The following is a 24,443-nucleotide window of genomic DNA, read 5'->3' as shown; positions in this document are numbered from 1 at the left end:
CCTTCACCGGGATCACCAGACAACCGGGCCGTTGCGGTCGAAGAAGCCCCCGGTCGGGCCGTCAGCGCCGAGGGAGGCCATCCGCACGATGATCTCCGCGCCCTCTTCGACGGTGTTGGTGCCCCGGTGGCCATTGAGGTCGGTGGCGGTGTAGCCGGGGTCGACGGCGTTGAACCGGATCGCGGGATACGCCCTGGCGTACTGCGAAGTGATCATGACCAGCGCGGTCTTGGAGGAGTTGTAGTCCAGTGCCATCACCTGGAACTCGACCCGGCTGGGATCGGCGGTCGCCGCCAGCGAGCCCAGACCACTGCTGACGTTGACCACGACCGCGGCGTCACTTGCCCGCAGCAGCGGCAGGAAGGCGTGCGTGACCCGCACGACGCCGAAGACGTTCGTGTCGTAGGTGGTGAGCATGTCGGCTCCGGTGACCTCGCCTACCGGCTTGCGCACGCCCACGATGCCGGCGTTGTTGACCAGGACGTCGAGGCGTCCGGCGTCCGCGCGGACGAATTCGGCGGCGGCCTTGACGGACTCCACGTCGGTCACGTCGAGCTGTACGAAACGGGAGCCGAGCCGTGTGGCGGCCTCCTGGCCGCGGTGGGGGTCGCGCGCCCCGACGTAGACGGTGTGCCCGGCCTCGATCAGGCACCGGGCCGTCTCAAAACCGAGGCCCTTGTTCGCTCCGGTGATCAGTGTGGTGGTCATGTGCTCACTTCCGGTGATCGGTGAGGTGGTGATGCCACCACCCTCGTCGCAGCACCGAGGAACAGGCAGTACCCGCCGCATCCTGTGGACTGCCAGTACCAGGCTGTCCTGCCGCGGCGGCCGGATACTGGGGGCATGAGCGAGTCCAGGGAACTGGCCAGGGCGCTGCGCGGCTGGCGCGACCGAACATCCCCCGCCGCGGTGGGACTGCCCGTCGGCGGAGTACGGCGGGCCGCCGGACTGCGGCGTGAGGAACTGGCGCAGCTCGCGGGCCTGTCGGTGGACTACATCGTCCGACTGGAACAGGGCCGCGCCACCTCCCCGTCGACCCAGGTCCTGTCCGCGCTGGCCCGCGCCCTACGGCTGTCGGACGTGGAGCGCGAACACCTGTATCGGCTCGCGGGCGAGACGGCGCCGGGCCCCGGGCAGCTGTCGGCGCACATCCCGGCAGGCGTCCGAAGACTGCTCGACCAGTTGGACGGCGCACCGCTCAGCGTGTGCGACGCCGCGTGGAGTCTGATCCTGTGGAACCCGATGTGGGCCGCCCTGCACGGGGACGTGTCCGCGTGGAGCGGACGCGAACGCAACATCGTCTGGCGTCACTTCACCGGTCTGCCGAGCCGGGTCAGCCACACCGCCGAGCAGCAGATCCGGTTCGAGAACGCCGTGGTCGGCGATCTCAGGGCGGCGACGGCCCGCTACCCCGCCGATGCCGGGCTGCGCTCCCTGATCAAGGACCTTCGGGACGTCAGCGTCGACTTCGCACGACTGTGGGACACGGGAACCGTCGGCGTCCACGAGACGGACACCAAGATCATCCATCACCCCGATGTCGGGACGTTCACCCTCGACTGCGACGTGCTCACGGCTACCGGCAGCGATCTGCGCATCATCGCCTACACCGCCGCGCCCGGCAGCGCGGATGCCGAGCGACTCAGGCTCCTCAATGTCATCGGCACCCAGTCCATGACCGAGGGCGGCCGGGGCTGATCGCAAATGGCGTTGCCGCGTGTGACTGTTCGGTGCTGGAGTGCCCGCATGGACATTGAGAAGGTACTGGTGACGTATGACCAGCAGATGCGGCTGGGCGCGCGGGCGGACGGACCCGGCGCCCGGGTCGAGCGGGCGGGCGACGTGGTGCGCCAGGTTGGTACGGCACAGGACTGGAACGGCATCCTCTGGTCGGGCCTCGACGCGGATTCCGCGGATGCGGTGATCGCCGAACAGGTGGCGCATTTCCGGGAGTTGGGATGCGGGGAGTTCGAGTGGAAGCACTACTCCCATGACCGCCCGGCCGACCTCGGACAGCGACTGTGCGCGGCGGGATTCACCCCGCGCCCCGAGGAGGCCGTGATGATCGCCGAGATCGGCGAACTCCCCACGGAGGTCAGCCTCCCAGCGGGCATCCACCTGCGCCCGGTGACCGACGCGGCCGACGTGGACCTGGTGGCCGACGTCCACGAACGGGTCTTCGGCACGGACGGCTCCCGCCTCCGCCACCGCCTACTGGCCCAACTGACCGCGACCCCCGACACGGTAACGGCGGTCCTCGCCATGGCAGACGACCAGCCGGTCTGCGCGGCCCGCCTGGAGCTCCACGCGGGCACCGACTTCGCCAGCCTATGGGGCGGCGGCACCCTCCCGAGTTGGCGCGGCAGGGGTATCTACCGCGCCCTCATCGCCTACCGCGCCGCCCTCGCCGCCGAACGCGGCTACCGCTACCTACAGGTCGACGCGTCGGACGAGAGCCGACCGATCCTGGGCCGGTTGGGGTTTGCTCGGGTGAGTACTACTACGCCGTACATGTACCCGTTCTGAAGTAATCTCCAATTTCCGTGCCTGACGCCGATCAGCGTGTGCGGGTGGCGCGTGACAGGGGCGGAGTGCGCTGCCGTTGTGTGCGTGCGGCCGCGTGCCTCGCGCGCCGCCTTGAGTGGCACTTGCCCTTGCCTGCTCGTGAGTGAAAAGTCGAACATGCAACTGGTTGGCTAGACCCGGTGGTGTACGGGCGTTCGAAAGTGGGGTTCGGGGCAACGGCGCGGGACGGTGGGGCTGGTGGGGACGATTGACGGGTCGGAGGGTGTGCGGGCGCTGTGCGCTCGCAGCACGGATGCAGGTTCCGCCCACCGCTTGCAGTTGGCCGGCGAGCCTTCACCAAAGGCGTGCGACGCCCAGTTGATGGAGCCCGGTTGCCTGTTCGACGCCGACCGCATTCGCGTTTTCCAAGAGAGTCCGCCACAGTCGGCACGGAGGACACACGCCATGGTTGACAGGGTGAGTATTCGCTACCCGGAACATTGGTTCGCTTCCGTCAATCCATTGCACGAAGTGGTTGAACGGGACGCTCGTGCATGGTTCACCAGGCTGCAAGTGGTCCGTGGAGCGGAGGAAGAGCGGGTCTTCGAGGCCATGTCCGTGGGCCTGTACGGAGGATGCCCGTTTCCTCTGGCCGGATGGCGGGAACTGCGAACAGTGACACGCGCGTTGTCGCTGTGGATCTTCTGGGATGATGCCATCGAGGGGACGGCCCTGCCGCCGGAATCAGTGGGCAAAGCGATCCGCGGAGAGCTGAAGGAGCTCCGGCACGTAAGCCCCTATCTGCGTGGGTGGTGGGAGATCGGGCGGCAGTTTCGTACCACGATGAGTGAGGCATGGCTCAGGGAGCAGGAGAACCGTTTCGGCAGTTGGGTCGACGCGGTCTCCCAGGAGGCCGGACTCGTCAACGCCGCCAGGCGCACCGGAAGGCAACCGCCGGTAGACCAGTACCTGGCACTGAAAGCCGTGATCGGCGGGGCGTTGCCAGTGACGCACTGGGTGGAATACGCGCAGCGCCAGGAACTGGATGCGGTCACCCGGGCACATCCGGCTCGATGGGACGTCGAGATGCTCGCCGCTTCCATCGTCGGAGTCGTCAACGACCTCGTCGGAGTGACCAAGGACTTCGCCGCTGACTGGCCCAATGTGGTGCGGTCCTTCGCGGATGAACGGCGGTGCCGACTCGACGAGGCGTTCGGCTTGGCCGCCCGCCTCCACGATGATCTCGTCGAGTCGCTACAGGAGGCGGAACGCCGCCTGCTGAAGGACGCCGACAGCCCTGGGACGAGGCGGTGGCTCGACGGCATTCACCATGTCTGTGCCGGGTTCGCCTGCTGGCACGTCAGCGCCCCGCGTTACCGCGTAGTCCACCATATCGGCGAGTCCCACATGCGGATCGCCGTCGAGCCCACAACCGCGTTAGCCACACCAACGTCAATGCGTTGAGGAGCGGAGCTCCTGCCTGAGTACGCGTCGCGATACGGGACCTGCACCAGACCTATCGCGCCCGCCACCAACGGGTCAGCGCCTGCCACCAGGACGTGACCCGAGGAAGGACGTACGCGGTCGCCGGGGCCTCCTTCTTTTCCGGCACCAGCTCAGAAGGCTCCGGGGCCGTGGGCGGAGCGGGCCACAAGTCGGTGTCCTCGACGCGCTCGGGCTTGTGCGGGGTGAATTCCACCGGCACGGCTGTGAGGCGGCGGGACATCAACCCGTTCTCCCAGTGCAGTTCGTCTTCCGGCACAGCGAGTTGAATGTCGGGCAGCCGCGCAAGCAGCGCGTCGACACCGGTGTCCGCGATGGCCCGACCGATTTCCTGGCCGGGGCACTCGTGGGGGCCGCCGCTGAAGGCGAGGTGGGAGCGGTTTCCGTGAACTGGGACGGAGAGGTCGGGACGGATGGCCGGATCGATGTTGCCCGCGGCCAGACCCAGGATCATCATGTCACCGGCTTTGATCTTCTTGTCCGCGAACTCGGTGTCGCCGGTGGCCCAACGGCCGTAGATTCGCCAGAACGGCGGTGCGTCCCAAAGGACTTGTTCCACTGCCTCGGGCAGGGTCATGTGCCCTCCCGCCAGGGAGGCGCGGAAGCGCGGATCAGTGAGCACCATGCGTAGGGTGTTCGAGATCAGGTTGGCGGTGCTTTCATACGCGGCGATTAGCACCAGGCGCAGGTGCGCCACCGCCTCGTCATCGGTGAGCCGGACGGGGTGTTCGATCAACCAAGACGCGAAGTCGTTCGCCGGTTTGGCACGCTTGGTGGAGACGAGCTCGCGCAGTGTGTCCACGACGTAGTCGTTGCTGGCGATGGCGGTCTCGGTGCCGGTCAGCATGTCGCGTGCCGCGTCCACGAGGCGTGGGCCGTACTCGTCGGGCATGCCAACAATCTGAGTCATCGTCAGCATTGGGAGGTGCTCGGCGAACTGCTTGACCAGCTCTGCATGGCCGTCTTCGGCGAACTCGTCCACCAACTGGTTGGCGAAGCGCAGGACATAGCGCCGGATTCCTCGGCGGTCGAAGCGGTTCATGCTCTCCGTCACGGCTTTGCGCAGTCGCTCGTGCTCCTCGCCGTCGGCGAAGGTGCACATCGGCTGCCACGCGACGATGGGAAGCATCGGTGAGTCCATCGCGACTCGCCCCTCTACCAACGGCGTCCACCGCCGCGAATCCCGGGAGAACCGTGAAGGCGTCCGCATGACCTCCAGGTTCTCCGCGTAGCCGAGGACCAGCCAGGCCGGTAGGTCGCCGGGTACCAACACCGGGGCCACCGCCCCGTGTTCGGCGCGCAGTTTGTTGTACAGGCCGACGGGGTCGGCTTCCGCCTCCGGGCCGTAGAGGCGGCGGACGCCGCCGGGGCCGATGGGGCCGGGGGCGTGGGCGGGGCAGGTGGGGGGTGGGGTAGTGGTCACGAGTGCTCCGGTGTGGCGGCGAGGGAGTGCAGGTAGCGCATCAGGGTCAGCAGGACGTCGCGGCTGGAGGCCCGCTTGCGGGCGTCGCAGTCGACGATGGGGACGTGTGCGGGCAGGTCGAGTGCGGTGCGTAGTTCCTCGGTGGGGTAGGTGGGCGCTTCGGGGAAGGTGTTTATGGCGACGACGAAGGGGACTTCGCGCTCCTCCAGCCGTCCGATCACATCGAAACTGACTTCGAGGCGTCGTGTGTCCACCAGCACCACAGCCCCCAACGCGCCCCGGAACAAACCGTTCCAGAGGAACCAGAAGCGCTGTTGGCCGGGCGTGCCGAACAGGTACAGCACCAGTTCGTCGTTGATGCTGATCCGGCCGAAGTCCATGGCGACGGTGGTCGCCGTCTTGCGTTCCACCCCGGCGATGTCGTCCACCCCGACACCGGCCTGGGTCATCGTCTCCTCGGTGGTCAGTGGGCGGATCTCGCTCACCGAGCCGACCAGGGTCGTCTTGCCGACCCCGAAGCCGCCAACGATCACGATCTTCACCGCGGCGGTGGCCGACGACGGCAACGTGTCCTCGGCCCGCGGCCCGACGACGGTGTCGGCGTCCATCAGTTCAGAGCTTTTGAAGTCCATGCATCACCGCCTCAATGAGCGCAGCATCGGGAAGTTGGGCGGGCGGTACCATGGCACGCGCCTCCACACGTTCATCGGCCAGCAGGTCCGCGACCAGCACGCTCACCACGCTGACCGGCAAATGTAAGTACGCCGAGATCTCGGCCACCGACAGCGGGGACTGGCACAGCCGCACGATCGCCGCGTGCTCCGGCTGCATCCCCGATGTCGGTCCTGACCGCGACACGATCAGTGTGACCAGGTCGATCGCGGCCTTCTCGGTTGAACCGCTGCGCCCCTTGGTGATCACGTACAGGCGTTCCGGGTCACCTTCATTCCACTCCTGCTCGTCCTTCTGCTGGTCCGATCCGCTCATGTGGTCTGCCCGTCGTTGCGCGGCGGGCTGCTCAGGTGCTCACCGATACGGGCCACCAGGTCCCGCATGCGCTGCCCCATCAGGCCCGCGTCCACCCCCTCGTCGGCGAGTACCGCCAGATAGGCTCCGGCGCCCGCCGCCATCAGGTAGAAGAAGCCACCGTTGATCTCGATCACGACCAGCCGCATCATGCCGTTGCTGTGCGGGAACTCGGCGGCCACCGCCGCCGCCAGGCTCTGCAGCCCGGCGCAGGCGGCGGCGAGCCGGTCCGCGGCGTCGGTGTCCGAGCCGTACTGCGCCATCCGCAGGCCGTCCGAGGAGAGCACCACGACCTGACGGGTGCACGGAACGCTCGATGCCAGGTCCTTGAGCATCCAGTCCATGTTGGCGCGCAACTGCATCATGGCTACTCACCCTTATCCAATGACTCGTCACTGTTGTCGTGGACTGGAGCGCTGGCTGGCGGATCGCCTGACACCGCGCTCTGGAAGGCGGCCAACCACATACCGGGGGGCTCCTTGCCCTGGTCCGAGGTGTCGGCGGCGGGGTTCGTGGCGGCGGGGGCCGACACGGAACGCGTTCGGGGCGGCGGGACGGGGGCGCGGCGGCGGCGCTGCGGCAGCCCGTTGGCGGTGCGCTCGGTCACCACCGGCACGTCGTCGTCCATGGTGCTGGGGGGCATGGCGCGGCGTGGGCTGAGGCCGGTGATCGGCCGCGGGATCGAGATCTTGGGCGCCGAGGCGTCCTGCCGGGTGACGGAGACCGCGCCGATGCCGTGTGCCCTGCCGTGCGCGGCGGCCGTGGTCAGGTGTTCCTGGGGGACGATCAGTACCGCCCGTACCCCGCCGTACGCCGAGGGGCGCAGCGAGACCTGGAAGCCGTAGGCCTGGGACAGCCGTCCCACCACCGCCAGACCGAGTCGGGGTGTCTCGCCAAGGTCGTTGAGGTCGATGCCGGCCTGTGCCTGCGCGAGCATCCGTTCGGCGCGGGCCCGGGCCTCCTCGCTGAGGCTCACCCCGCCGTCCTCGATCTCCACCGCGATGCCCGCCTGCACCTCGACCGCGGTCAGATGCACCTTGGTCTCCGGCGGCGAGTAGCGGGTCGCGTTGTCCAGCAGTTCGGACAGCGCGTGGATCAGCGGTTCGACCGTGGGGCCGACGATGGCGATCTCCGAGACCGAGTGGAGTTCCACCCGCTGGTAGTCCAGGATCCGCGACATCGCACCGCGCAGGCAGCTGAACAGCGGTACCGCCTTGCTCCACTGCCTGCCCGGCCGGGCACCGCCGAGTACCGCGATGCTGTCGGCGAGGCGGCCGATCAGCGCCGTGCCGTGGTCCAATCGCAGCAGGTCGCCGAAGACTTCCGGGTCGTTGCCGTGCCGGTCCTCCATCTCCCTCAGGCCGCGGGCCTGTTGGTGGACGATTGCCTGCACGCGTCGGGCGATGTTGACGAAGGCGCGCTGCGCGGAGTCACGCATGTCCTCCTCGGCGGAGACCGCCTCCAGGACGGTACGCACCACCTTCAGGTTGACGGCGTTGGACTCCGGGTCGCCGCGTCCCTGCTGGTTGGCGGCGACCGCCCTGATCACGTCCTCGGGGAACTCGCCCCGCTGGATGCGGCCCACCGCCTCGGGGAGCAGTACGTCCGCCAACCACAGGGTGTCGGCGCGCTGTTGGGCGAGCCGGGCGTTGAGGGTCGCTTCCTGCTCGGCGAGCCGGTCCCGTAGCACCGCGACCATGCGTCCCCGGCGCGCCGCCTCCGCGGCGACCAGGGCCACCGCCGCCGTGGCTACGACACCGCACCAGGCGACGAGCCCGCGCGCCGACGCGGATGCGACCGCGGCGGCGACGGTCGCGCACAAAGCGGTCCCGGCGGCGGGCAGTAACCACGGTACAACCGAGGCAGGCCGGGGGACTCCGGATGACGATCCAGCAGGAACCATCAGCATCCTCAAACCGTCAGCAGACTTGGAATACGAACAAGCGGATACGGCATCAGCGGCAACCCAGCACACAGGGCTGACTTGGCGTAACTGCTGCAACACGCTGAGCCGCAAAGCAGCATAGTCATGCTCCGCCTGTGCCTGACGCATAATCATTCTCTTTGCGGCAACTGCCAGTTGGCGCCTGAGATTTCTGTATGCTGCTGCCTCTCGGGGCGGCACCGGGGCCACGCCACCGGTGTGCGCTCAGGAGACCTGGACCCAGTCGAGGGTGCGCTGTACGGCCTTCTGCCAGCCTTCGTACCCCTCGGTGCGTCGCTGCTCGCTCCACTGCGGGCGCCAGCGCTTGGACTCGTGCCAGTGTGCGCGCAGTTCGTCGGTGTCACGCCAGAAGCCGGTGGCCAGGCCGGCCGCGTAGGCGGCGCCGAGCGCGGTGGTCTCGGCGACCACCGGGCGGCTGACCGGTACGCCGAGGATGTCGGCCTGGGTCTGCATGCACAGGTCGTTGGCGGTGACGCCGCCGTCCACCTTGAGCACGTCCAGGTGGACCCCGGAGTCCTGGAACATCGCCTCGACCACATCGCGGCTCTGGTAGCAGATGGCTTCCAGGGTGGCCCGGGCCAGATGCCCGTTGGTGTGGTAGCGGGCCAGTCCGACGATCGCGCCGCGTGCGTCGGAACGCCAGTACGGTGCGAACAGCCCGGAGAACGCGGGTACGAAGTAGATGCCGCCGCTGTCCTCGACGGTACGGGCGAGCGTCTCGCTCTCGGCGGCGTCCCGGATAACGCGCATCTGGTCGCGCAACCACTGCACCGCCGATCCGGTCACCGCGATCGAGCCTTCCAGCGCGTAGACCGCGGGTGAGTCGCCGAACCGGTAGCAGACGGTGGTGATCAGGCCGTGCTCCGAACGCACCGGCTCGGTACCGGTGTTGAGCAGCAGGAAGTTGCCGGTGCCATAGGTGTTCTTCGCCTCGCCGGGCGCGAAGCACACCTGTCCCACGGTGGCGGCCTGTTGGTCGCCCAGCACCCCGGTGATCGGCACCGCGGTGCGCAGCGGCCTGGTGGTACGCGCCTGGCCGTACGCCTCGGGATCGGACGAGGGGTTGATCTTCGGCAGCATGGCGCGGGGTATGCCGAACAGGCCGAGCAACTCCTCGTCCCAGTCGAGGGTTTCCAGGTCCATCAGCATGGTGCGGCTGGCGTTGGTGACGTCGGTCGCGTGGATGCCGCCGTTGGGTCCGCCGGTGAGGTTCCACAGCACCCAGCAGTCGGTGGTGCCGAACAGTGCGCGGCCTTGCCCGGCGGCCTCGCGCACCCCCGGTACGTTCTCCAGGATCCACTGCACCTTGCCGCCGGAGAAGTAGGTGGCGGGCGGCAGTCCGGCCCGGCGGCGGATCAGGTCGCCGCGGCCGTCCCGCTCCAGCGCCGAGGCGATGGTGTCGGTGCGGGTGTCCTGCCAGACGATGGCGTTGCAGTACGGCTGGCCGGTGCGCGGGTCCCACACCACGGTGGTCTCGCGCTGGTTGGTGATGCCGATGGCGGCCAGGTCGGTGGGGGAGATACCGGCGGTGCGGGTGGCGGTCTGGATGGCGACGTTGGTGCGCTCCCAGATCTCCACCGGGTCGTGCTCGACCCAGCCGGGGCGCGGCAGGATCTGGGTGTGCTCCAACTGGTGCTTGGCCACCTCGTTGCCGTCGTGGTCGAAGATCATGAAACGGCTGCTGGTGGTCCCCTGGTCGATCGCGCCGACGAAGTCCGCCATGGCTCGCCGCCTCTCGTGCGGTGGATGGTCAGCTGCCGGGAGGCGTTGGGATCTCGCCCGGCTCCTGGGGCTGGGCCACCGGCAGGTAGCGGCTGATGGAGGCCTTGTAGAAGGCCGCGCCGACCAGCCCGCCGACCAGCGGCGCGACGATCGGCACCCAGAAGTAGAAGTTCCCCCACTGGTCGCGCCAGGCGCCCCGGTAGCCGGTGAGGAAGCTGGCGAGACGGGGTCCGAAGTCACGCGCCGGGTTGATGGCGTAGCCCGCGTCGCCGCCGAACGCCATGCCGATCGCCACCACGATCAGGCCGATGACGAACGGTGCCAGGTTCGCGCCGGGGGGCGTGTTCAGCAGGTCGGTGACCGCGAGGATCAGCATCACCAGCAGGGCGGAGCCGATGACCTGGTCGCGGAACGCGCCCCACTCGTGGACGCCCGCGGTGAGTGAGCCGTTGCCGGGCAGGGTGGAGAAGACGATCTGGGTCGCGGTGGTGTGTTTGGGGTCGGCTCTTGCCAGCACCTCGGTGTAGTTCCAGCGCACCAGGAGCGCCGCCACGAAGGCCCCGGCCGTCTGGGCGACCGTGTACGGCAGCACCTTGGACCAGGGGAAGCCCTTGAACGCCGCCAGCGCGAGGGTGACCGCCGGGTTGAGATGGGCGCCGCTGATGCGTGCCGCCATGTAGACGCCGAACGTCACACCCAGGCCCCAGGCCCAGGAGATGCTGTCGTGGTTGCCGAGACCGCCCTTGGGGTTGGTCAGGGCGCCGCCCGCCACCACCTGCGCCACCACGCCGCAGCCGAAGAGGATCAGCACCATCGTTCCGGCGAACTCCGCGGAGAGTTCGCCGATAAGCCGCGGTTTGGGTGTTGGTCCACTCATGGGTGCCCGCCTCCTACGGCTGCGGCTTCGTCACGCGGGGAACCGTGCACCATCTTCCGGCACCGGGCGGCAGTCGGCCACTCGGACTTGACGGGGGCTGACCCATGCGTTTTAGTTGTGTACAACTTAGTTGCACACAATGCCTCGACCGTAAGGACGGCTTTCCCATGGACGCGCTGTACACCGCCGCCGCCACCGCCAACGGCCGTGAGGGCCGCGCCGTCAGCTCCGACGGCAGGCTCGACCTCCCGCTGGCCTTCCCGCCCGCGCTGGGCGGCAACGGCAACGGCACCAACCCCGAGCAGTTGTTCGCCGCCGGATACGCGGCCTGCTTCGCCAGCGCCCTGGGGGCGGTCGGCCGCGAGGCGAAGATCGACACCAGCGACGCCTCGGTCACCGCCGAGGTGGGCATCGGCAAGGACACTGACGGCGGTTTCGGGCTGGCGGTCACGCTCCGCGTCGAGCTGCCCGAGTCGCTCCAGGGCCCGGCGGGCCGCGAGCTGGTGGAGAAGGCGCACGCCTTCTGCCCGTACTCCAAGGCCACCCGGGGCAACATCCCGGTCGAGCTGGTCGTGGAGTGACAACTCACCTCGCCCGGTGACGGGTTGGTCTCGCGCTCCTCGCCGGACGGGGGAGTGGGGCGCGCCCGCCCGCGCCCGCACCCCGGGCGGCGTCCGCGGCCCGGCCCGTGCCATGCAGTTGATCGCCGAAGGGGCGATAATTGACTGGTGCGGCCAGGGGCGATCACCACTCCGGAGGCGTCCGGCAGCGACACTCGGCGCTGCCCGTTCGACGTCACCGATGCCGCCGTCCTGGTGGTGGATCCGCAGGGCCTGATCCAGGGGTGGAGCCGGGGCGCACAGGAACTACTCGGCTACCCGGAGCAGGACGTCATCGGCCACCCGGCCAAGGAACTGCTGGCCGTCCCGGGCGAAGGGCTGAAGCTGAGGCACCGCACCGGCAGCGGCTGGCAGGCGGCGCTGACGGTACGGCACCGCGACGGCAGCAGCCTGGAGGTCGGTGCGCAGGCCTGCCCGCTGGGCGCCGACCGGAAGGGCGCGAGCTGGCTGGTGGTCGCCGCCGACCTGGCCACCATGCGGACCTGGGAGCGCGAGCAGGCGGTGCTGCGCGGGCTGTTCACGCAGTCCCCGTTCGGCCTGGCCGTGGTCGACCCGCAACTGCGGTTCCTGATGATCAACCCCGCGCTGGAGCGGATGGACGGCGTCCCCGCGCGGCTGCGGCTGGGCCGTCGGCTGCGCGACGCGATGCCCGGGGCCGCGGGGCCGCTGGCGGAGGCGCGGGCCCGGGAGGTACTGGAGACCGGCGAGCCGCTGGTCGCCGTCGAACAGGTGGACTCCGCGGTCGATCCGCACCGGCAGCACGTGCGATCCGGCTCCTCCTTCCGGCTGCAGGACTCGGCCGGGCACACCGTGGGCGTCGGGCATGCGGTGCTCGACGTCACCAGCCACCACCGCGCCCGACAGCGGCTGGCCCTGGTGAACGAGGCCAGCGTCCTGATCGGCAGCACCCTGGATCTGGACCGCACCGTCCAGGAGCTGGCCGAGGTGCTGGTTCCGCCGGTCGCCGACTTCGTCGCCGTCGACCTGCTGGCCTCCGTGGTCGGCGAGCAGGATCCGGAACCGCTGCTCATGTCGGACACCGCCGACCTGCGCCGCAGCGCTCACCGGTCGATCCGGCCGGGCCCGCCGAACGTCCTGGTGGCGCTCGGTGAACCCGCCAACTACCCACCGGTGTCGCCGCAGGCCCGCTGCGTGGCCACCGGCCGGCCGGTGCTGGACGCCGTGGTGGACCTGACCACGCCCTGGCTACGCCATGACCCGCCGCGCGCCGCGAAGCTGCACGAGGTGGGCGTCCACTCCCACATGGTGGTCCCGCTGCGCGCCCGCGGTATCACCGTGGGCGTGGCCACCCTGATGCGCTGGAGGAACGCCGAGTCCTTCGACGCCGACGACCTGCTGCTGGTGGAGGAGCTCGCCGCCCGCGCCGCCGTGTGCGTCGACAACGCCCGGCGCTTCACCCGCGAACACCGCGCCGCACTGACCCTGCAGCGCAGTCTGCTCCCGCAGGACCTGCCCGCGGACACCGCGGTGGAGGCCGCCTACCGCTACCTGCCCGCCGACACCCAGGCCGGGGTCGGCGGCGACTGGTTCGACGTGCTGTCACTGTCCGGCAGCCGGGTGGGACTGGTCGTCGGCGACGTGGTGGGCCACGGCATGCATGCGGCGGCCACCATGGGTCGGCTGCGCACCGCCGTACACACGCTGGCCGATCTCGACCTGCCGCCCGACGAACTCCTCTCCCATCTCGACGACCTGGTGCTGCGGCTGGCCGCCGACGAGGAGACGGCGGACCGGCCCGGCACCGGAGTGCTCGGCGCCACCTGCCTGTACGGCGTGTACGACCCCATCGCCCGCTCCGCCACCTTCGCCCGCGCGGGCCATCCGCCCCCGGCCATCGCCCACCTCGACAGGGCGGTCGAGTTCCCCGACATACCGGCCGGACCGCCGCTCGGTCTTGGTGGCCTGCCCTTCGAGGCCGCGGAGGTCCCCATTCCCGACGGCTGTGTGCTCGCCTTCTACACCGACGGTCTGGTGACCGCCTCCCCGGACCGTGATGTGGAGACCGGTCTGGAGCGGCTGTGCTTCGCCCTGGCCCATCCGGACCGCCCGCTGGAGGAGATATGCGACGACATGGTGCGCACCCTGCTGCCGGACCGCCCGCACGACGACGTCGCCTTCCTGGTCGCCCGCCCGCACGCGCTGAGCGCCGACAGCTTCGCCACCTGGGACCTGACCAGCGAACCCACCGCCGTGGCGCACGCCCGGACCATCACCGGGCAGCAACTGGAGCGGTGGGGCCTGGACGAGCTGGCGTTCACCACCGAACTGATCGTCAGCGAGCTGGTCACCAACGCGATCCGCTACGCCTCGGAGCCGATCGCCCTGCGGCTGATCCGTGACGTACACCTGATCTGTGAGGTGTCCGACGGCAGCAACACCTCTCCGCACCTGCGCCGTGCCCGCTCCAACGACGAGGGTGGCCGCGGCCTGTTCCTGGTGGCGCAGTTCGCCCAACGCTGGGGCACCCGCTACACACCAGAAGGCAAGACCATCTGGGCCGAACAGCCGTTGCCGATCGGCTCCCGGACCAACCCGGCGGGCCAGACCCCAAGTTGCCCCTAGAACAAGTCAAAGTCCCCCTTGTCGCGGTCAGTTCCAGGATGTGACCATTCTGTGAGCTTGGTCGCACACCGCCTTCATAATGCCTGGTCAGTGGTGCCCCATGCGATCTTCCTAGGACATCACGCGCTAGTGTGTGATGCGTCGGCAGATCCTGCCAACAGCTGACTTCTCCCTACGCTTCCGCCACTTTCGGGACGTTGTGGCGCGGGTGCCCCGACCGGGCACCCCGTGACCGTCCGCGGAACCGCTTCACCCGTGCACACCCGCGCTGATCCGCCGGTGTGCCATGTCTGTGTGGAGGTACCTTGGCCCTCGATTTCCGCGTCGCGACTCTGGAAGACATCGACGGGTTGCTCCGGCTCTACCAGCAGGTCTACGGACGCGACTACGCGCTGCCGCTCGGCACCGACCCGGAGGTGATGGCCCGGGAGATCTGCGAACCGCTGACCACCTGGCTCGTCGCCGACGAGCCGGGCACCGGCCGGTTGGTGGGGTCGATCGTGGGCAACCACGACCCGTCGGACGGCCTGGGAAAGCTCCAGGGCCTGGTGGTCCACCCGGACGCCCGCGGCTCGGGCGCCGCCCGGCAGGCGGTCCAGCAGCTCAGCGACACCCTGCTCAGCGGTGACCAGCCCGCCGACTCCGTGTACGCCACCGCGCGCACCAACTCCACGGCGCCGCAACGCATCTGCCTGCGCAGCGGCTTCCACGCCCTGGGCATCTTCCCCAACCTCCGCAAGGCCGCCCGCCACGAGACCATGGTGCTGCTGGCCCGGCACCGCGAAGGCGTACTGGAACGACGCCTCCCGGTACCCCGGGTGCCCGCCCAACTCGCCGGTCTGGTCCATGCGTTGCGCTCCGCCGGGTTCGCGCTCGACACCGAGATCACCGACGAGGTGCCGCCCCGCGTTCCCGGCGGCCGTACGGCGGACCACGATGTCGAACTCGTGGACGCGCCCGAGTTCGTGCTGCGCCGCTTCAACGAGGTCATGCCCGACCCGGCACGGCGCTTCTACCCCTTCCACGCGCCCAACATCATGCTGACCGCCACCGACGGGGCGTACGAGCTGTACGCCCAACTCAGCCGTTCCGACGGCTACTGCGCACTCATCGGCACCGCGCCCGGGTTCGCGGCCGTCGGCGACGACCTCCAACCGCTCATCGAGCGGCTGGGCGGCTACGGCGCCTCCTACATCGAAACCCTGGTGCCGCTGGACCGCTACGAGGAACTGTGCCGGTTGCTCGCCCACGGCTTCCTGCCCGCAGCCGCCTATCCGGCGATGCGCCGGGAGTCGCACGGGGAGAGGGAATGGTTCCGCGACCACGTCGTGATGGCCCGCACCCTCCAGCCGCTGGACTTCCACGACCTGGCCATCGACATGGCGTTCCAGCCCTTCACCGAGCAGTACATCGAGCTGTGGAAGCAGCAATACCTCAACACCTGCGGGGTTTTCCAGTGAACCAGTACCTGGGGCCGGTCTCGGTACCCGATCCCGACGCCCTCGCCGCCGTACAGCGGCTGTGCGACATCGCCGAGCCGTACGTCGTCGGCCCGGACAACGACCGGCTGTTCGCCCAGGCGATGAACGAGTCCAACGCCTGGCACGCCGCCCGCTCCCCGTTCTTCGCCCGGATGCTGGCCGCCAGCGCCGCGGCGGACCGTCCGCTGGAGGACGTGGCCGACCTGCACCGACTGCCGTTCGTGCACGCCAACTTCTTCAAGGCGCACGAAGTGGTGTCCATACCCACCGGCGACGTGAAACTGCACGTCACCTCCTCCGGCACCACCGGCCAGAAGTCGCAGATGTTCTTCGACAACTGGACACTGCGCAACGGCCAGCGCATCGTCGCCCGGGTCTTCGACCACTACGGCTGGATCGGGGAGAGCGAACCGGTCAACTATCTGCTCTCCAACTACCAGCCGCGTCCCGGGCTCAACCTGGGCAGCTCGTTCACCGACGAGTACCTGTGCCACTTCGCGCCGGTACGGTCCGTCGAGTACGCGCTCAAGCACACCGGCAACGGCCATGAGTTCGACCCGTTCGGCTGTGTCCGCGCGCTCATCCGCTACGCCGAGGAGGGCGCGCCGGTACGCATCCTGGGGTTCCCGTCCTTCCTCTCCTTCACCCTCGACCGGATGCGCGAGCTGGGCATCCCGCCGCTGGAACTGTCCCCGCGGTCGCTGGTCGTCTTCGGCGGCGGCTGGAAGGGCCACGCCGACAAGCAGGTGGCCAAGCCCGAGCTCTACCAGCGCATCCACGACCAGCTGGGCATCCCCGACGAACGCATCCGCGACGGATTCGGCGCCGCCGAGCACTCCGTGCTGTACATGGAGTGCCCGCGCCACCGCCTCCATGTGCCCACCTGGTCAAGGATGTTGGTCCGCTCGGTGCGCACACTGGAGCCGCTGCCCTACGGGGAGCCCGGATACGCCCAGTTCGTCTCCCCGTACATCACCTCGGTCCCGGCGCAGTCCGTTCTGATGGGCGACCTGGTCACGCAGCACGGCCCCGAGGAGTGCGGCTGCGGGCTGCCCACGCCCTGGTTCACCGTGCACGGCCGGGCCGGGCTGAGCCGCAACCGCAGCTGTGCCATCGCCGCCGCCGAACTGATCAAGGGGAAGTCATGACCGCCGAGTGGGTACCCAACGGACACTACTGGCAGGGCGAGTGGGTCGACGACGCCGAGGCGCAGCGCCGACTGGACGCGCTGGACGACTACGTTCCCGGCGCACTGGCCCAGCCCTTCAGCCCGCTGGTCGTGGTGGCCGCCTGCGACCGCCTCGCCGCCGCGCTCACCGACCCGGACGACCCCCACACCCAGCGGCTGGCCGCGCTGCTGCGCGAGGCCGAGGTGCCCGAGGACGAGTCGGCGCGCACCCTGCGCGACATCGCCGCGGCCCTCGGCCGGGAGGCCCTGGAGACCAAGCTGACCCGTGAGCTGGGCGGCATCGACCCCGGTCGGCTGGCCCGCTTCGACCTGCGCCGTGAGGTGTTCGAGGCCTGGCTGCCGGTCGGCCTGCTGGTGCACATCACCCCGGGCAACGCGCCGGCCGCCGGAGCGCTCAGCGTGGTCGAGGGACTGCTCGCCGGAAACGTCAACGTGGCCAAGACCAGCGGTGATTCGCGCTTCACCCATGGACTGCTGGCCACCCTCGCCGAACTCGACCCCACCGGGCAGATAGCCGGCCGGGTGGTCGTGCTCGGCTTCCCCTCCAGCCGCACCAGCTGGCTGGAACGCCTGTGCGCCGCCGCGGACGCGGTCGCCGCCTGGGGCGGGGAGGAGGCCATCGCGGGCGTCGCCGCCCTGGTACGGCCCGGCTGCCGACTGGTCGACTGGGGGCCGAAGCTCTCCTTCGCCTACCTCACCGCGGACACCTGGTCCGCCCCCGACACGCTGCGCGCGGTGGCCGCGGACATCTGCCGCCTCAACCAGCAGGCGTGTTCCAGCCCGCAGGTCATCTACCTGGACACCGACGACACCGAAGAGGTCTTCGCCTTCGCCGAGCGGTTCAGCACCGCACTCGCCGACGCCGTCAGCACCCTGAGCCCGGCCGAGCCGGAGCTGCTGGAGAGCGCGGAGATCACCAACACCGTCCTGGTGGCCGAGTTGGAGCAGCACCTGGACCTCACCCGGGTACACGCCGCGCCGGACGGCAGTTGGCACGTCCTGGCGGACACCCGTAGCGCGCTGCGGGCGTCCCCGCTGCACCGCACGGTGTGGGTCAAGCCCCTGCCGCGCAAGCGGATCCAGGAAGTGCTGCGCCCGATGCGCCGCTACCTGCAGACCGTTGGCCTGGGCGCCGACCGGTGCGACACCGCCGAACTGGCCGCCGCCGTACTGGCCGCCGGCGCCCAACGGGTAACCGTGCCCGGCGAAATGCTCGGCAGCTACAACGGCGAACCGCACGACGGCGTCTACGCGCTCCAGCGCTACAGCCGCCGGGTGGACGTCCAACTCGACGCCAGGTTCGCCACCGACGCCTGCCTGGACGACCTGGTCGGCGCACGCGAACTGCCTGCACCCGACGTGCCGATCACCGCCAAGGCCGACTTCGAGCAGCTGCAGACCGACCTGAGCCGGGCCGAGGTGTTCTTCCGCAGCGGCGGCAGCTCCGGCGCGCCCAAGCTGTCCGCCTTCACCTGGGACGACTACCACGAGCACATGCGCCACGGGGCGGAGGGCCTGCTGGCCGCCGGGTTCGAGCCGCGCACCGACCGGGCCATGAACCTCTTCTTCGGCGGCCTGCTCTACGGCGGCTTCCCCAGCTTCTTCTCGGTGCTGGAGACCCTCAACGCCGTGCAGTTCCCGATGGCCGCGCAGCAGGACCATGTCGAGGTGGCCCGCTCCATCGTCGAACACCGGGTGGACACCCTCCTCGGCATGCCCAACTACCTGCTGCGGGTGTTCACCGAGGGCGCGGAGGAACTGCGCGAGTACCGCGGAGTGCGCAAGATCTTCTACGGCGGTGAGCACTTCCCCGAAAGCCAACAGGCCTGGCTTCGCGAGGAGTTCGGCGTCGAGCTGATCCGCTCGGCGGCCTACGGCAGCGTCGACGCCGGGCCGCTGGGCTACCAGTGCGGTGCCTCATCGGCCCGGGTGCACCATCTGTTCAGCGGTCTGCAGACCCTGGAGATCCTGGAGCTGGACGAGGACCGGCCCGCGCCGGTCGGTGAGACCGGACGACTGGTGTTCACCGCGCACACCCGGCGCGGCCAGCGACTTGACCGCTACGAGATCGGTGACCTGGGCCGCTGGGTCGCGGGCGACTGCGAATGCGGCCGCCGTACACCGCGCTTCGAGCTGCTGGGCCGGTTCGGCGACATCTTCCGCAGCGGCAGCCACTTCCTCAACTACCGCCGGTTCACCGCCGTCGCCGAGGACGCGCTGGGCCACACCGGGGCCGTGCAGCTCCTGCTGGACGAGGACGCGAACGCCCACGAGCGGCTGACGGTACGACTGGAGGGCGAGGCCACCCGGTCCGAGGAGGACGCGGTGCGGGTCTTCCTCGACGAGTACCCCGCGCTGGACATCGCGGTGCGCCGGGACCGGATGGTCGAGCTGCGCGTGGAGTGGTCGCCCGCCGACCGCTTCGAGCAGACCGCCGCCAGCGGCAAGCTCCTGGCCGTCGTGGACCGCCGGGCCCGCAACAGCTGACCCGCGGCGAGGACAGTCCCGCCGCCGGACCTTGGCCCGGCGGCGGGACTCTTCGTGTGACCGGCAGGTCAGTCCATCCGCTCGTCGATGAGCCGAACCAGCTTGCCGGTACGGGCGTTGAGGATCAGACCGTCCAGGCCCACCCACTCGAACGCCAGCGGATGGATCTTGCCTTCCCGTACGTGCTCGTCGAACATCGGCCGTACGGAAGCCAACCGCTCCGTCAACTCACGCTCCAGCAGCCGGCGGTCCGCGGCGTCGCCCGAGGAGTGCGCCGCCAGCCGCAGCACCAGCTCGTCCCTGGTCTCCCGGTGCCGCAGCACCACCTGCACCCCGGCGACCAGGCCCTGCTTGTCCACGGTCTCGACCAGCTGCCGCAGGTCCTCCAGGTACACGGTGACCACCCCGACCCGGGCCCCCTCCTCGGAGCGGCCGAGCAGCCGGAAGCGGCGCTGCGGGAAGTCCACCCACTCGGCCATGTCGCCGACGGGGTAACGGATCACCGGCATCAGCCGCCGCACCAGGTCCGTGGCAACGACCCGGCCGGGGCGCCCCGGTTCCTCGACGGGCTCACCGGTCTCCGGGTCCAGCAGCTCCACGACCTTGTCCGGGGCGAACACCTCGTGCACCCGGGGGTCGGCTTCCCCGGCGACCGGACCGGCCAGCACGCCCGCGTCCACGCTGGCGTAGCCGATCGAGCGGACCTCGATGCCGGGGAACGCCTTGTCCAGCAGCGAGAGTTGATCGCCGTAGAGCGCCTCACCGCTGAACAGGGCGAGCCGGACGCCGGGCAGTGTGCCGACCGTGTTGACCACCTCGATCGCCAGACGGCACAGCGAGGTCGGCGGCGCGGCGATGACGGTGGCGTTGAAGTCACGCAGTGCGCCGACCGTGAAGTCCAGCGGGCTGCCGCCGCCGATCGGCAGCTGGACGGTGGGAACCGGCGCGTCCTGAAGGCAATTGAGGGTGAAGACGAAGCTGGAGTACAGCTCCCCGGCGTAGAACAGGTTGGCCACCCGGTCCCCGGCGCGCAGCCCGGCCGCGGGCAGCCCGTCGCCGAACCGGCGGCTCATCGCCCGCCACTCGTCCCGGGTGTACTGGGACACCCGGGGAGCGCCCGTGGTGCCGCCGGTCTTGAAGACGATGCCCTCGGTGTGCGGCCCGGTCAGCACCTGGCTGACCGGTTCACCGTGCGCCTTCCAGTACGCCGTGTGATCGACCAGTGGCAGTGCGGTGAGGTCCGTCGTCTCGGCCGGTAGGCCTGAGTAGAGGTCGCGGTAGTACGGCGAGTGCTGCCGCGCGAAGGATATGAGCTCGGCTACTCGTTGAGCGTTCACGTAATCCAACTTCCCTGTGGGGCAAGGATTCCAGGGTACTGAAGCCCCGTTGGCGTGGAATCACAGGGCTATCGGTGGATCCGTTACGGGGACACCGAAATTCGGTGGGCTGCCCGGTTGGTGCGCCGGTACGGTCGACCGGTTCGGATGCCAGGGGTTGAGGGATGAGGTGCCAGATGGACGTCGTACCGCAGGCGTTGTTGCCGACCACACGCCGGGCCCTGCTGCACCGCCTGGCCGTCGGCCAGGCGGAGGGGCGTACACCGTCCCTGGTGGGCGCGGTGGTACGGGACGGGCGCACGGTGTGGACCGGGGCGCGCGGCATGTTCGACGACCACCAGCCGACCGATGACGTGCAGTACCGGATCGGCTCACTCACCAAGTCCTTCGTCGCCGTACTCGTGCTGCGGCTGCGCGACGAGGGGCTGCTGGACCTCGCCGACCCGCTGGAACGGCACCTGCCCGGCACACCCGCCGGTGCTCTGGCGGTCCATCAGCTGCTCGCGCACACCTCGGGCCTGGCCGCCGAGACACCGGGACCGTGGTGGGAGCGTACGCCCGGTGAACTGCGGCCCGACCTGGTGGATGTGCTGGGGGAGCAGCCGGTGCGCCATCCCGCCGGCCGCCGGTTCCACTACTCCAACCCCGGCTACGCCCTGCTGGGCGCGCTGGTGGCCCGGCTGCGCGGTGCGCCCTGGGGCGAGGTGCTGCGCCGGGAGGTGCTGGAGCCGCTCGGCATGACGCGTACCACGCTGCTGCCGCAGGCTCCGCACGCGGGTGGCTTCGCCGTGCATCCGTGGGCGGACGTCATGCTGCCCGAACCCCTGGAGGACACCGGGGTGATGGCGCCCGCGGGCCAACTGTGGTCCACCGCCGCCGACCTGTGCCGCTGGGCGGCGTTCCTCGCCACCGGCGACGACAAGGTGCTCGCCCCGGCGACGGCCGCCGAGATGCGCCGACCCGCCACGGAGCCCAACGACCGGGAGTGGACGGCCGGTTACGGCCTGGGCCTCCAGCTCATCCGGCGGGACGGACGGCTGTTGTACGGCCACGGTGGCTCGATGCCCGGGTTCCTGGCGAGCGTGTGGGTGAGCGAGGCGGACGACGTGGCGGCCGTCACGCTGGCCAACGTGACCTCGGGGATGAACACCACGGCGATAGCCGCCGACCTGATCCGGATCGTCGCCGAGCACGAGCCGCGCATCCCGGAACCCTGGCGTCCGCTGGGGGACGTCGACCAGGAACTGCTGGCGCTCACCGGTCCCTGGTACTGGGGCGCGGCCCCCTTCACCCTACGGCTGCGGGCGGACCGCGCCCTGGAGCTGACCGCGCTGGGCGCGGTTGGCCGCAGCTCGCGCTTCAGCGCGGAGCCGGACGGCACCTGGACCGGCCTGGACGGCTACTACACCGGTGAGCGGCTACGGGTGGTCAGGAACGCCGACGGCACCGCCAGCCACCTGGACATCGGCAGCTTCGTCCTCACCCGCCAGCCCTACGAGCCCGCCACCGCCGTCCCGGGCGGAGTGGACCCCCGGGGCTGGCACGCCGATCACCGGTATCCAGAGCGCCTTCGGTAGGCCGGTCGGGCACCGGGTTCGCATCACCGGGAATAACACCATATGGCTCCCGCCTGCCCCAAGAGTTCCCCGCATGGTCATCTGCCCACCCGTTGAGAGCTGTTGTGGCTGCCCGAGTGCTTCGCCAAAGTCCCCAACATGTCTAAACAACTTTCCCGGCGCCGTGACGGCCTCCGGCTCTCCACCATCACCGCGGTAGCGCTCTGCCTGGCGGTCACCGGCGCGTCCGAAGCCTTTTCAGCCCCCGTACCGGCCGCTTCGGCCGCGCCGTCGACGGCCGGTGGCCCGACGCTGTCCGAGGCCGGTTCGGGGCCCCTCTACCAGGGCCAGTCGGTCATGTTCGACTACTCGACGCCCGCGGCCAACCTCAGTGCCAAGAACTGGGTCGGCATCTACCCGGCCGGGGTCAAGCCGGGCTCGCAGGGCTCCACCCTGTGGCAGTACACCCCGAACGCCAACGGCACGGTCTCCTTCGACACCACCGCGCTGACCCCGGGCGCCTATGACGTCTACTACCTGTACAACGACGGCTACACGAGCCTGGCCGGCCCCGTCCCGCTCACCGTCCAGGCGGACCCGGCACCGCAGCCGCCGACCACGCCGCCGACCGCCCCCAACACCGGCTCGGGTCCGAACCTGATCGTCAACGGCGACGCCGAGCAGGGCGAGGGCAGTCAGGTCGGCGTGGACACCAACACCGTCCCCGGATGGAAGGTCACCGGCCTGCTCAACTCCGTCGCCTACGGCGCCCAGGGCGGTGAGGGCATCGCCAACTTCCCCACGCCCACCACCACCGGTCCCAAGGACCGCGGCAGGAACTTCTTCTCCGGCGGCGGAGGCGGCACCAGCACGGCGACCCAGACCGCGGACGTCAGGGCCGCGGCCAAGCGCATCGATCGCGGCACCGTCACCTACAACCTGACCGGCTGGCTCGGCGGCAGCGGGGTCTCCACCGACAACGCCAGCGTCACCAGCACCTTCCTCAACGCCAAGGGCAGGGCCCTGGGGACCGCGACGCTGGGGCCGGTCACCCCGCAGATGCGCAAGTACACCACCGAACTGCTTCCCGAGCAGGCGGTGGGCAGGATCCCGGCCGGCACCCGCTCGATCCGTACCGTACTCACCATCACCGGCCCGCAGCCGCACGACCGCCGCGGCCACGCCCAGGGTTACGCGGACAACCTGTCGCTCAAGATCTCCGCACCGGTGCCGGCCCCGCGCAAGGCCACCGCACCGAAGGCCGACGTGCCCGGGTACGACCACGTCTTCGTCGTGATGCTGGAGAACCAGGACTACAACGGCATCATCGGCAACAAGACCGCGGCGCCCTACATCAACAGCCTCGTGCCCAAGGGCGCCAACCTCACCAACGCCATCGCCGAGACCCACCCGAGCGACCCCAACTACGTCGCGCTGGCGGGCGGCAGCCTGTTCAACGTCAACGACAACACCCCTTTCAGCAGCACCGTCAACGCCCCGCACATAGGCGACCTGGTCACCAAGGCCGGCGGTACCTGGCGCGGCTACATGGAGAACGCCAACGGCTCCTGCGACACCACCGGGCACGGCGCCTACACCATTGACGATCTGCCCTTCTACTTCTTCAAGGACGTCAAGGACAACCCGGCCAACTGCCAGGCGCACCTGAAGCCGCTCACCCAACTGAGCACGGACCTGCGGAAGACGTCGACCACCCCGACCTTCTCCTGGCTCAGCGCCGACGACTGCGACGACATGGAAGGCTGCGGCGTCACCGCCGGAGACACCTGGCTCTCCCGGACCCTGCCGACCATCTTCAACTCCCCGGCGTGGAAGAACCAGCGCTCCTTGCTCGTCCTCACCTGGGACGAGGACGCGGCCGACGGCCAGCAGCAGTTGCAGCGCATCCCCACCATCGTGCTCGGCTCCCAGGGAGTGCGGGCCGGCGCCACGTCCAACGTCCGCTACACGCACTACAGCGTGCTGCGCACCATCGAGGCCGCACTCCACCTGCCCAGCCTGACGAAGAACGACCTGTACGCCGAGCCCGTCAACGACATCTGGACCCGCCCCGGCCGTCGCCGCTGAGCCCCGGCATGAGCGCTGCGGACCCCGGCCGCCCGGCCGTGGTCCGCTCCGCTCCTCAGAGGGCTCGCTCACCTCCTGGTGACCGGCCACGGCGCCCCACC

General features: G+C 69.8%; 19 protein-coding genes. 10 read left to right on the top strand and 9 right to left on the bottom strand.

All coding sequences use genetic code 11. The annotated features are described in order from the left end of the window. Nucleotides 1-12: 12 nt before the first annotated feature. Nucleotides 13-708: an SDR family oxidoreductase gene (locus tag O5O46_RS19470; protein ID WP_269856771.1), complete on the bottom strand. Its 696-nt coding sequence runs from the start codon at nucleotides 706-708 to the stop codon at nucleotides 13-15. Between the two features lie 135 nt (nucleotides 709-843). On the opposite strand from O5O46_RS19470, the gene O5O46_RS19465 reads away from it, so the two are divergent. From O5O46_RS19465 to O5O46_RS19455, 3 genes are all read left to right on the top strand, one after another. Continuing rightward, on the top strand, nucleotides 844-1,698 hold the full coding sequence (locus O5O46_RS19465) for a helix-turn-helix transcriptional regulator (protein ID WP_269856770.1): 855 nt from the start codon (nucleotides 844-846) through the stop codon (nucleotides 1,696-1,698). A gap of 48 nt (nucleotides 1,699-1,746) precedes the next feature. Continuing rightward, on the top strand, nucleotides 1,747-2,526 hold the full coding sequence (locus O5O46_RS19460; RefSeq protein WP_269856769.1) for a GNAT family N-acetyltransferase: 780 nt from the start codon (nucleotides 1,747-1,749) through the stop codon (nucleotides 2,524-2,526). Between the two features lie 456 nt (nucleotides 2,527-2,982). Then, complete coding sequence (locus tag O5O46_RS19455) at nucleotides 2,983-3,969, top strand: terpene synthase family protein (protein ID WP_269856768.1); 987 nt, start codon at nucleotides 2,983-2,985, stop codon at nucleotides 3,967-3,969. A 52-nt stretch (nucleotides 3,970-4,021) separates the two neighbouring features. Here O5O46_RS19455 and O5O46_RS19450 read toward each other — a convergent pair whose 3' ends face one another. The 7 genes from O5O46_RS19450 to O5O46_RS19420 all read right to left on the bottom strand — a co-directional run bounded on the left by O5O46_RS19450 (nucleotide 4,022) and on the right by O5O46_RS19420 (nucleotide 11,001). Beyond that, nucleotides 4,022-5,431 (bottom strand): cytochrome P450, encoded by a 1,410-nt coding sequence (locus O5O46_RS19450; protein WP_443072572.1) that lies wholly within the window; start codon nucleotides 5,429-5,431, stop codon nucleotides 4,022-4,024. After that, the gene (locus O5O46_RS19445; protein ID WP_269856767.1) at nucleotides 5,428-6,063 is read right to left on the bottom strand and encodes a GTP-binding protein; all 636 of its coding nucleotides are present in this window, start codon (nucleotides 6,061-6,063) and stop codon (nucleotides 5,428-5,430) included. Before O5O46_RS19445 ends, O5O46_RS19450 begins: the two co-directional genes overlap by 4 nt. Continuing rightward, nucleotides 6,044-6,418 carry a DUF742 domain-containing protein gene (locus O5O46_RS19440; RefSeq protein WP_269856766.1) on the bottom strand — a complete coding sequence of 125 codons (375 nt, stop codon included), beginning with the start codon at nucleotides 6,416-6,418 and terminating at the stop codon, nucleotides 6,044-6,046. The genes O5O46_RS19445 and O5O46_RS19440 overlap by 20 nt, the downstream gene beginning before the upstream one ends. Continuing rightward, nucleotides 6,415-6,822, bottom strand: a complete 408-nt coding sequence (locus O5O46_RS19435; protein WP_269856765.1) for a roadblock/LC7 domain-containing protein — start codon at nucleotides 6,820-6,822, stop codon at nucleotides 6,415-6,417. Before O5O46_RS19435 ends, O5O46_RS19440 begins: the two co-directional genes overlap by 4 nt. Nucleotides 6,823-6,824: 2 nt before the next feature. Beyond that, nucleotides 6,825-8,360: an ATP-binding protein gene (locus tag O5O46_RS19430; RefSeq protein WP_269856764.1), complete on the bottom strand. Its 1,536-nt coding sequence runs from the start codon at nucleotides 8,358-8,360 to the stop codon at nucleotides 6,825-6,827. A gap of 246 nt (nucleotides 8,361-8,606) precedes the next feature. After that, a complete protein-coding gene (gene glpK, locus O5O46_RS19425) occupies nucleotides 8,607-10,124 on the bottom strand; it encodes a glycerol kinase GlpK (RefSeq protein WP_269856763.1) in 1,518 nt (505 codons plus the stop codon). 28 nt (nucleotides 10,125-10,152) lie between these two features. Then, nucleotides 10,153-11,001, bottom strand: coding sequence for an MIP/aquaporin family protein (locus O5O46_RS19420; RefSeq protein WP_269856762.1), 849 nt, complete (start codon nucleotides 10,999-11,001; stop codon nucleotides 10,153-10,155). Nucleotides 11,002-11,168: 167 nt separating this feature from the next. Here O5O46_RS19420 and O5O46_RS19415 point away from each other — a divergent pair, with 167 nt between their 5' ends. From O5O46_RS19415 to O5O46_RS19395, 5 genes are all read left to right on the top strand, one after another. Continuing rightward, complete coding sequence (locus O5O46_RS19415; protein WP_269856761.1) at nucleotides 11,169-11,582, top strand: organic hydroperoxide resistance protein; 414 nt, start codon at nucleotides 11,169-11,171, stop codon at nucleotides 11,580-11,582. Between the two features lie 147 nt (nucleotides 11,583-11,729). Then, entirely contained in the window at nucleotides 11,730-14,204 is a 2,475-nt protein-coding gene (locus O5O46_RS19410) for a SpoIIE family protein phosphatase (RefSeq protein ID WP_269856760.1), read from the top strand. Between the two features lie 305 nt (nucleotides 14,205-14,509). Continuing rightward, nucleotides 14,510-15,664, top strand: a complete 1,155-nt coding sequence (locus O5O46_RS19405) for a GNAT family N-acetyltransferase (RefSeq protein ID WP_269856759.1) — start codon at nucleotides 14,510-14,512, stop codon at nucleotides 15,662-15,664. Then, nucleotides 15,661-16,833 (top strand): LuxE/PaaK family acyltransferase, encoded by a 1,173-nt coding sequence (locus O5O46_RS19400; protein WP_269856758.1) that lies wholly within the window; start codon nucleotides 15,661-15,663, stop codon nucleotides 16,831-16,833. Before O5O46_RS19405 ends, O5O46_RS19400 begins: the two co-directional genes overlap by 4 nt. Then, nucleotides 16,830-19,361 (top strand): acyl-CoA reductase, encoded by a 2,532-nt coding sequence (locus O5O46_RS19395; protein WP_269856757.1) that lies wholly within the window; start codon nucleotides 16,830-16,832, stop codon nucleotides 19,359-19,361. Before O5O46_RS19400 ends, O5O46_RS19395 begins: the two co-directional genes overlap by 4 nt. Nucleotides 19,362-19,429: 68 nt before the next feature. On the opposite strand, the gene O5O46_RS19390 is transcribed toward O5O46_RS19395, so the two are convergent. Further along, the gene (locus tag O5O46_RS19390; protein ID WP_269856756.1) at nucleotides 19,430-20,698 is read right to left on the bottom strand and encodes a phenylacetate--CoA ligase family protein; all 1,269 of its coding nucleotides are present in this window, start codon (nucleotides 20,696-20,698) and stop codon (nucleotides 19,430-19,432) included. Nucleotides 20,699-20,874: 176 nt separating this feature from the next. On the opposite strand from O5O46_RS19390, the gene O5O46_RS19385 reads away from it, so the two are divergent. Together O5O46_RS19385 and O5O46_RS19380 are read left to right on the top strand one after the other, a co-directional pair. Continuing rightward, nucleotides 20,875-22,275: a serine hydrolase domain-containing protein gene (locus O5O46_RS19385; protein WP_269856755.1), complete on the top strand. Its 1,401-nt coding sequence runs from the start codon at nucleotides 20,875-20,877 to the stop codon at nucleotides 22,273-22,275. A gap of 138 nt (nucleotides 22,276-22,413) precedes the next feature. Continuing rightward, on the top strand, nucleotides 22,414-24,342 hold the full coding sequence (locus O5O46_RS19380) for an alkaline phosphatase family protein (RefSeq protein ID WP_269856754.1): 1,929 nt from the start codon (nucleotides 22,414-22,416) through the stop codon (nucleotides 24,340-24,342). The last annotated feature ends 101 nt before the right edge of the window (nucleotides 24,343-24,443 follow it).

This window comes from Streptomyces sp. RPT161, assembly GCF_027533845.1.
In the GTDB taxonomy this organism is placed as follows: domain Bacteria; phylum Actinomycetota; class Actinomycetes; order Streptomycetales; family Streptomycetaceae; genus Streptantibioticus_A; species Streptantibioticus_A silvisoli_A.
The sequence above is the reverse complement of the archived record's forward strand: the minus strand, read 5'-3'. Positions and strand labels throughout refer to the sequence as shown.

Bases quoted from the DNA above. Each gene is read 5' to 3' on its own strand.
- O5O46_RS19470 (WP_269856771.1), bottom strand. From the start codon at position 708: ATGACCACCACACTGATCACCGGAGCGAACAAGGGCCTCGGTTTTGAG.
- O5O46_RS19465 (WP_269856770.1), top strand. From the start codon at position 844: ATGAGCGAGTCCAGGGAACTGGCCAGGGCGCTGCGCGGCTGGCGCGAC.
- O5O46_RS19460 (WP_269856769.1), top strand. From the start codon at position 1,747: ATGGACATTGAGAAGGTACTGGTGACGTATGACCAGCAGATGCGGCTG.
- O5O46_RS19445 (WP_269856767.1), bottom strand. From the start codon at position 6,063: ATGGACTTCAAAAGCTCTGAACTGATGGACGCCGACACCGTCGTCGGG.
- O5O46_RS19440 (WP_269856766.1), bottom strand. From the start codon at position 6,418: ATGAGCGGATCGGACCAGCAGAAGGACGAGCAGGAGTGGAATGAAGGT.
- O5O46_RS19435 (WP_269856765.1), bottom strand. From the start codon at position 6,822: ATGATGCAGTTGCGCGCCAACATGGACTGGATGCTCAAGGACCTGGCA.
- O5O46_RS19430 (WP_269856764.1), bottom strand. From the start codon at position 8,360: ATGGTTCCTGCTGGATCGTCATCCGGAGTCCCCCGGCCTGCCTCGGTT.
- glpK (WP_269856763.1), bottom strand. From the start codon at position 10,124: ATGGCGGACTTCGTCGGCGCGATCGACCAGGGGACCACCAGCAGCCGT.
- O5O46_RS19420 (WP_269856762.1), bottom strand. From the start codon at position 11,001: ATGAGTGGACCAACACCCAAACCGCGGCTTATCGGCGAACTCTCCGCG.
- O5O46_RS19415 (WP_269856761.1), top strand. From the start codon at position 11,169: ATGGACGCGCTGTACACCGCCGCCGCCACCGCCAACGGCCGTGAGGGC.
- O5O46_RS19395 (WP_269856757.1), top strand. From the start codon at position 16,830: ATGACCGCCGAGTGGGTACCCAACGGACACTACTGGCAGGGCGAGTGG.
- O5O46_RS19385 (WP_269856755.1), top strand. From the start codon at position 20,875: ATGGACGTCGTACCGCAGGCGTTGTTGCCGACCACACGCCGGGCCCTG.
- O5O46_RS19380 (WP_269856754.1), top strand. From the start codon at position 22,414: ATGTCTAAACAACTTTCCCGGCGCCGTGACGGCCTCCGGCTCTCCACC.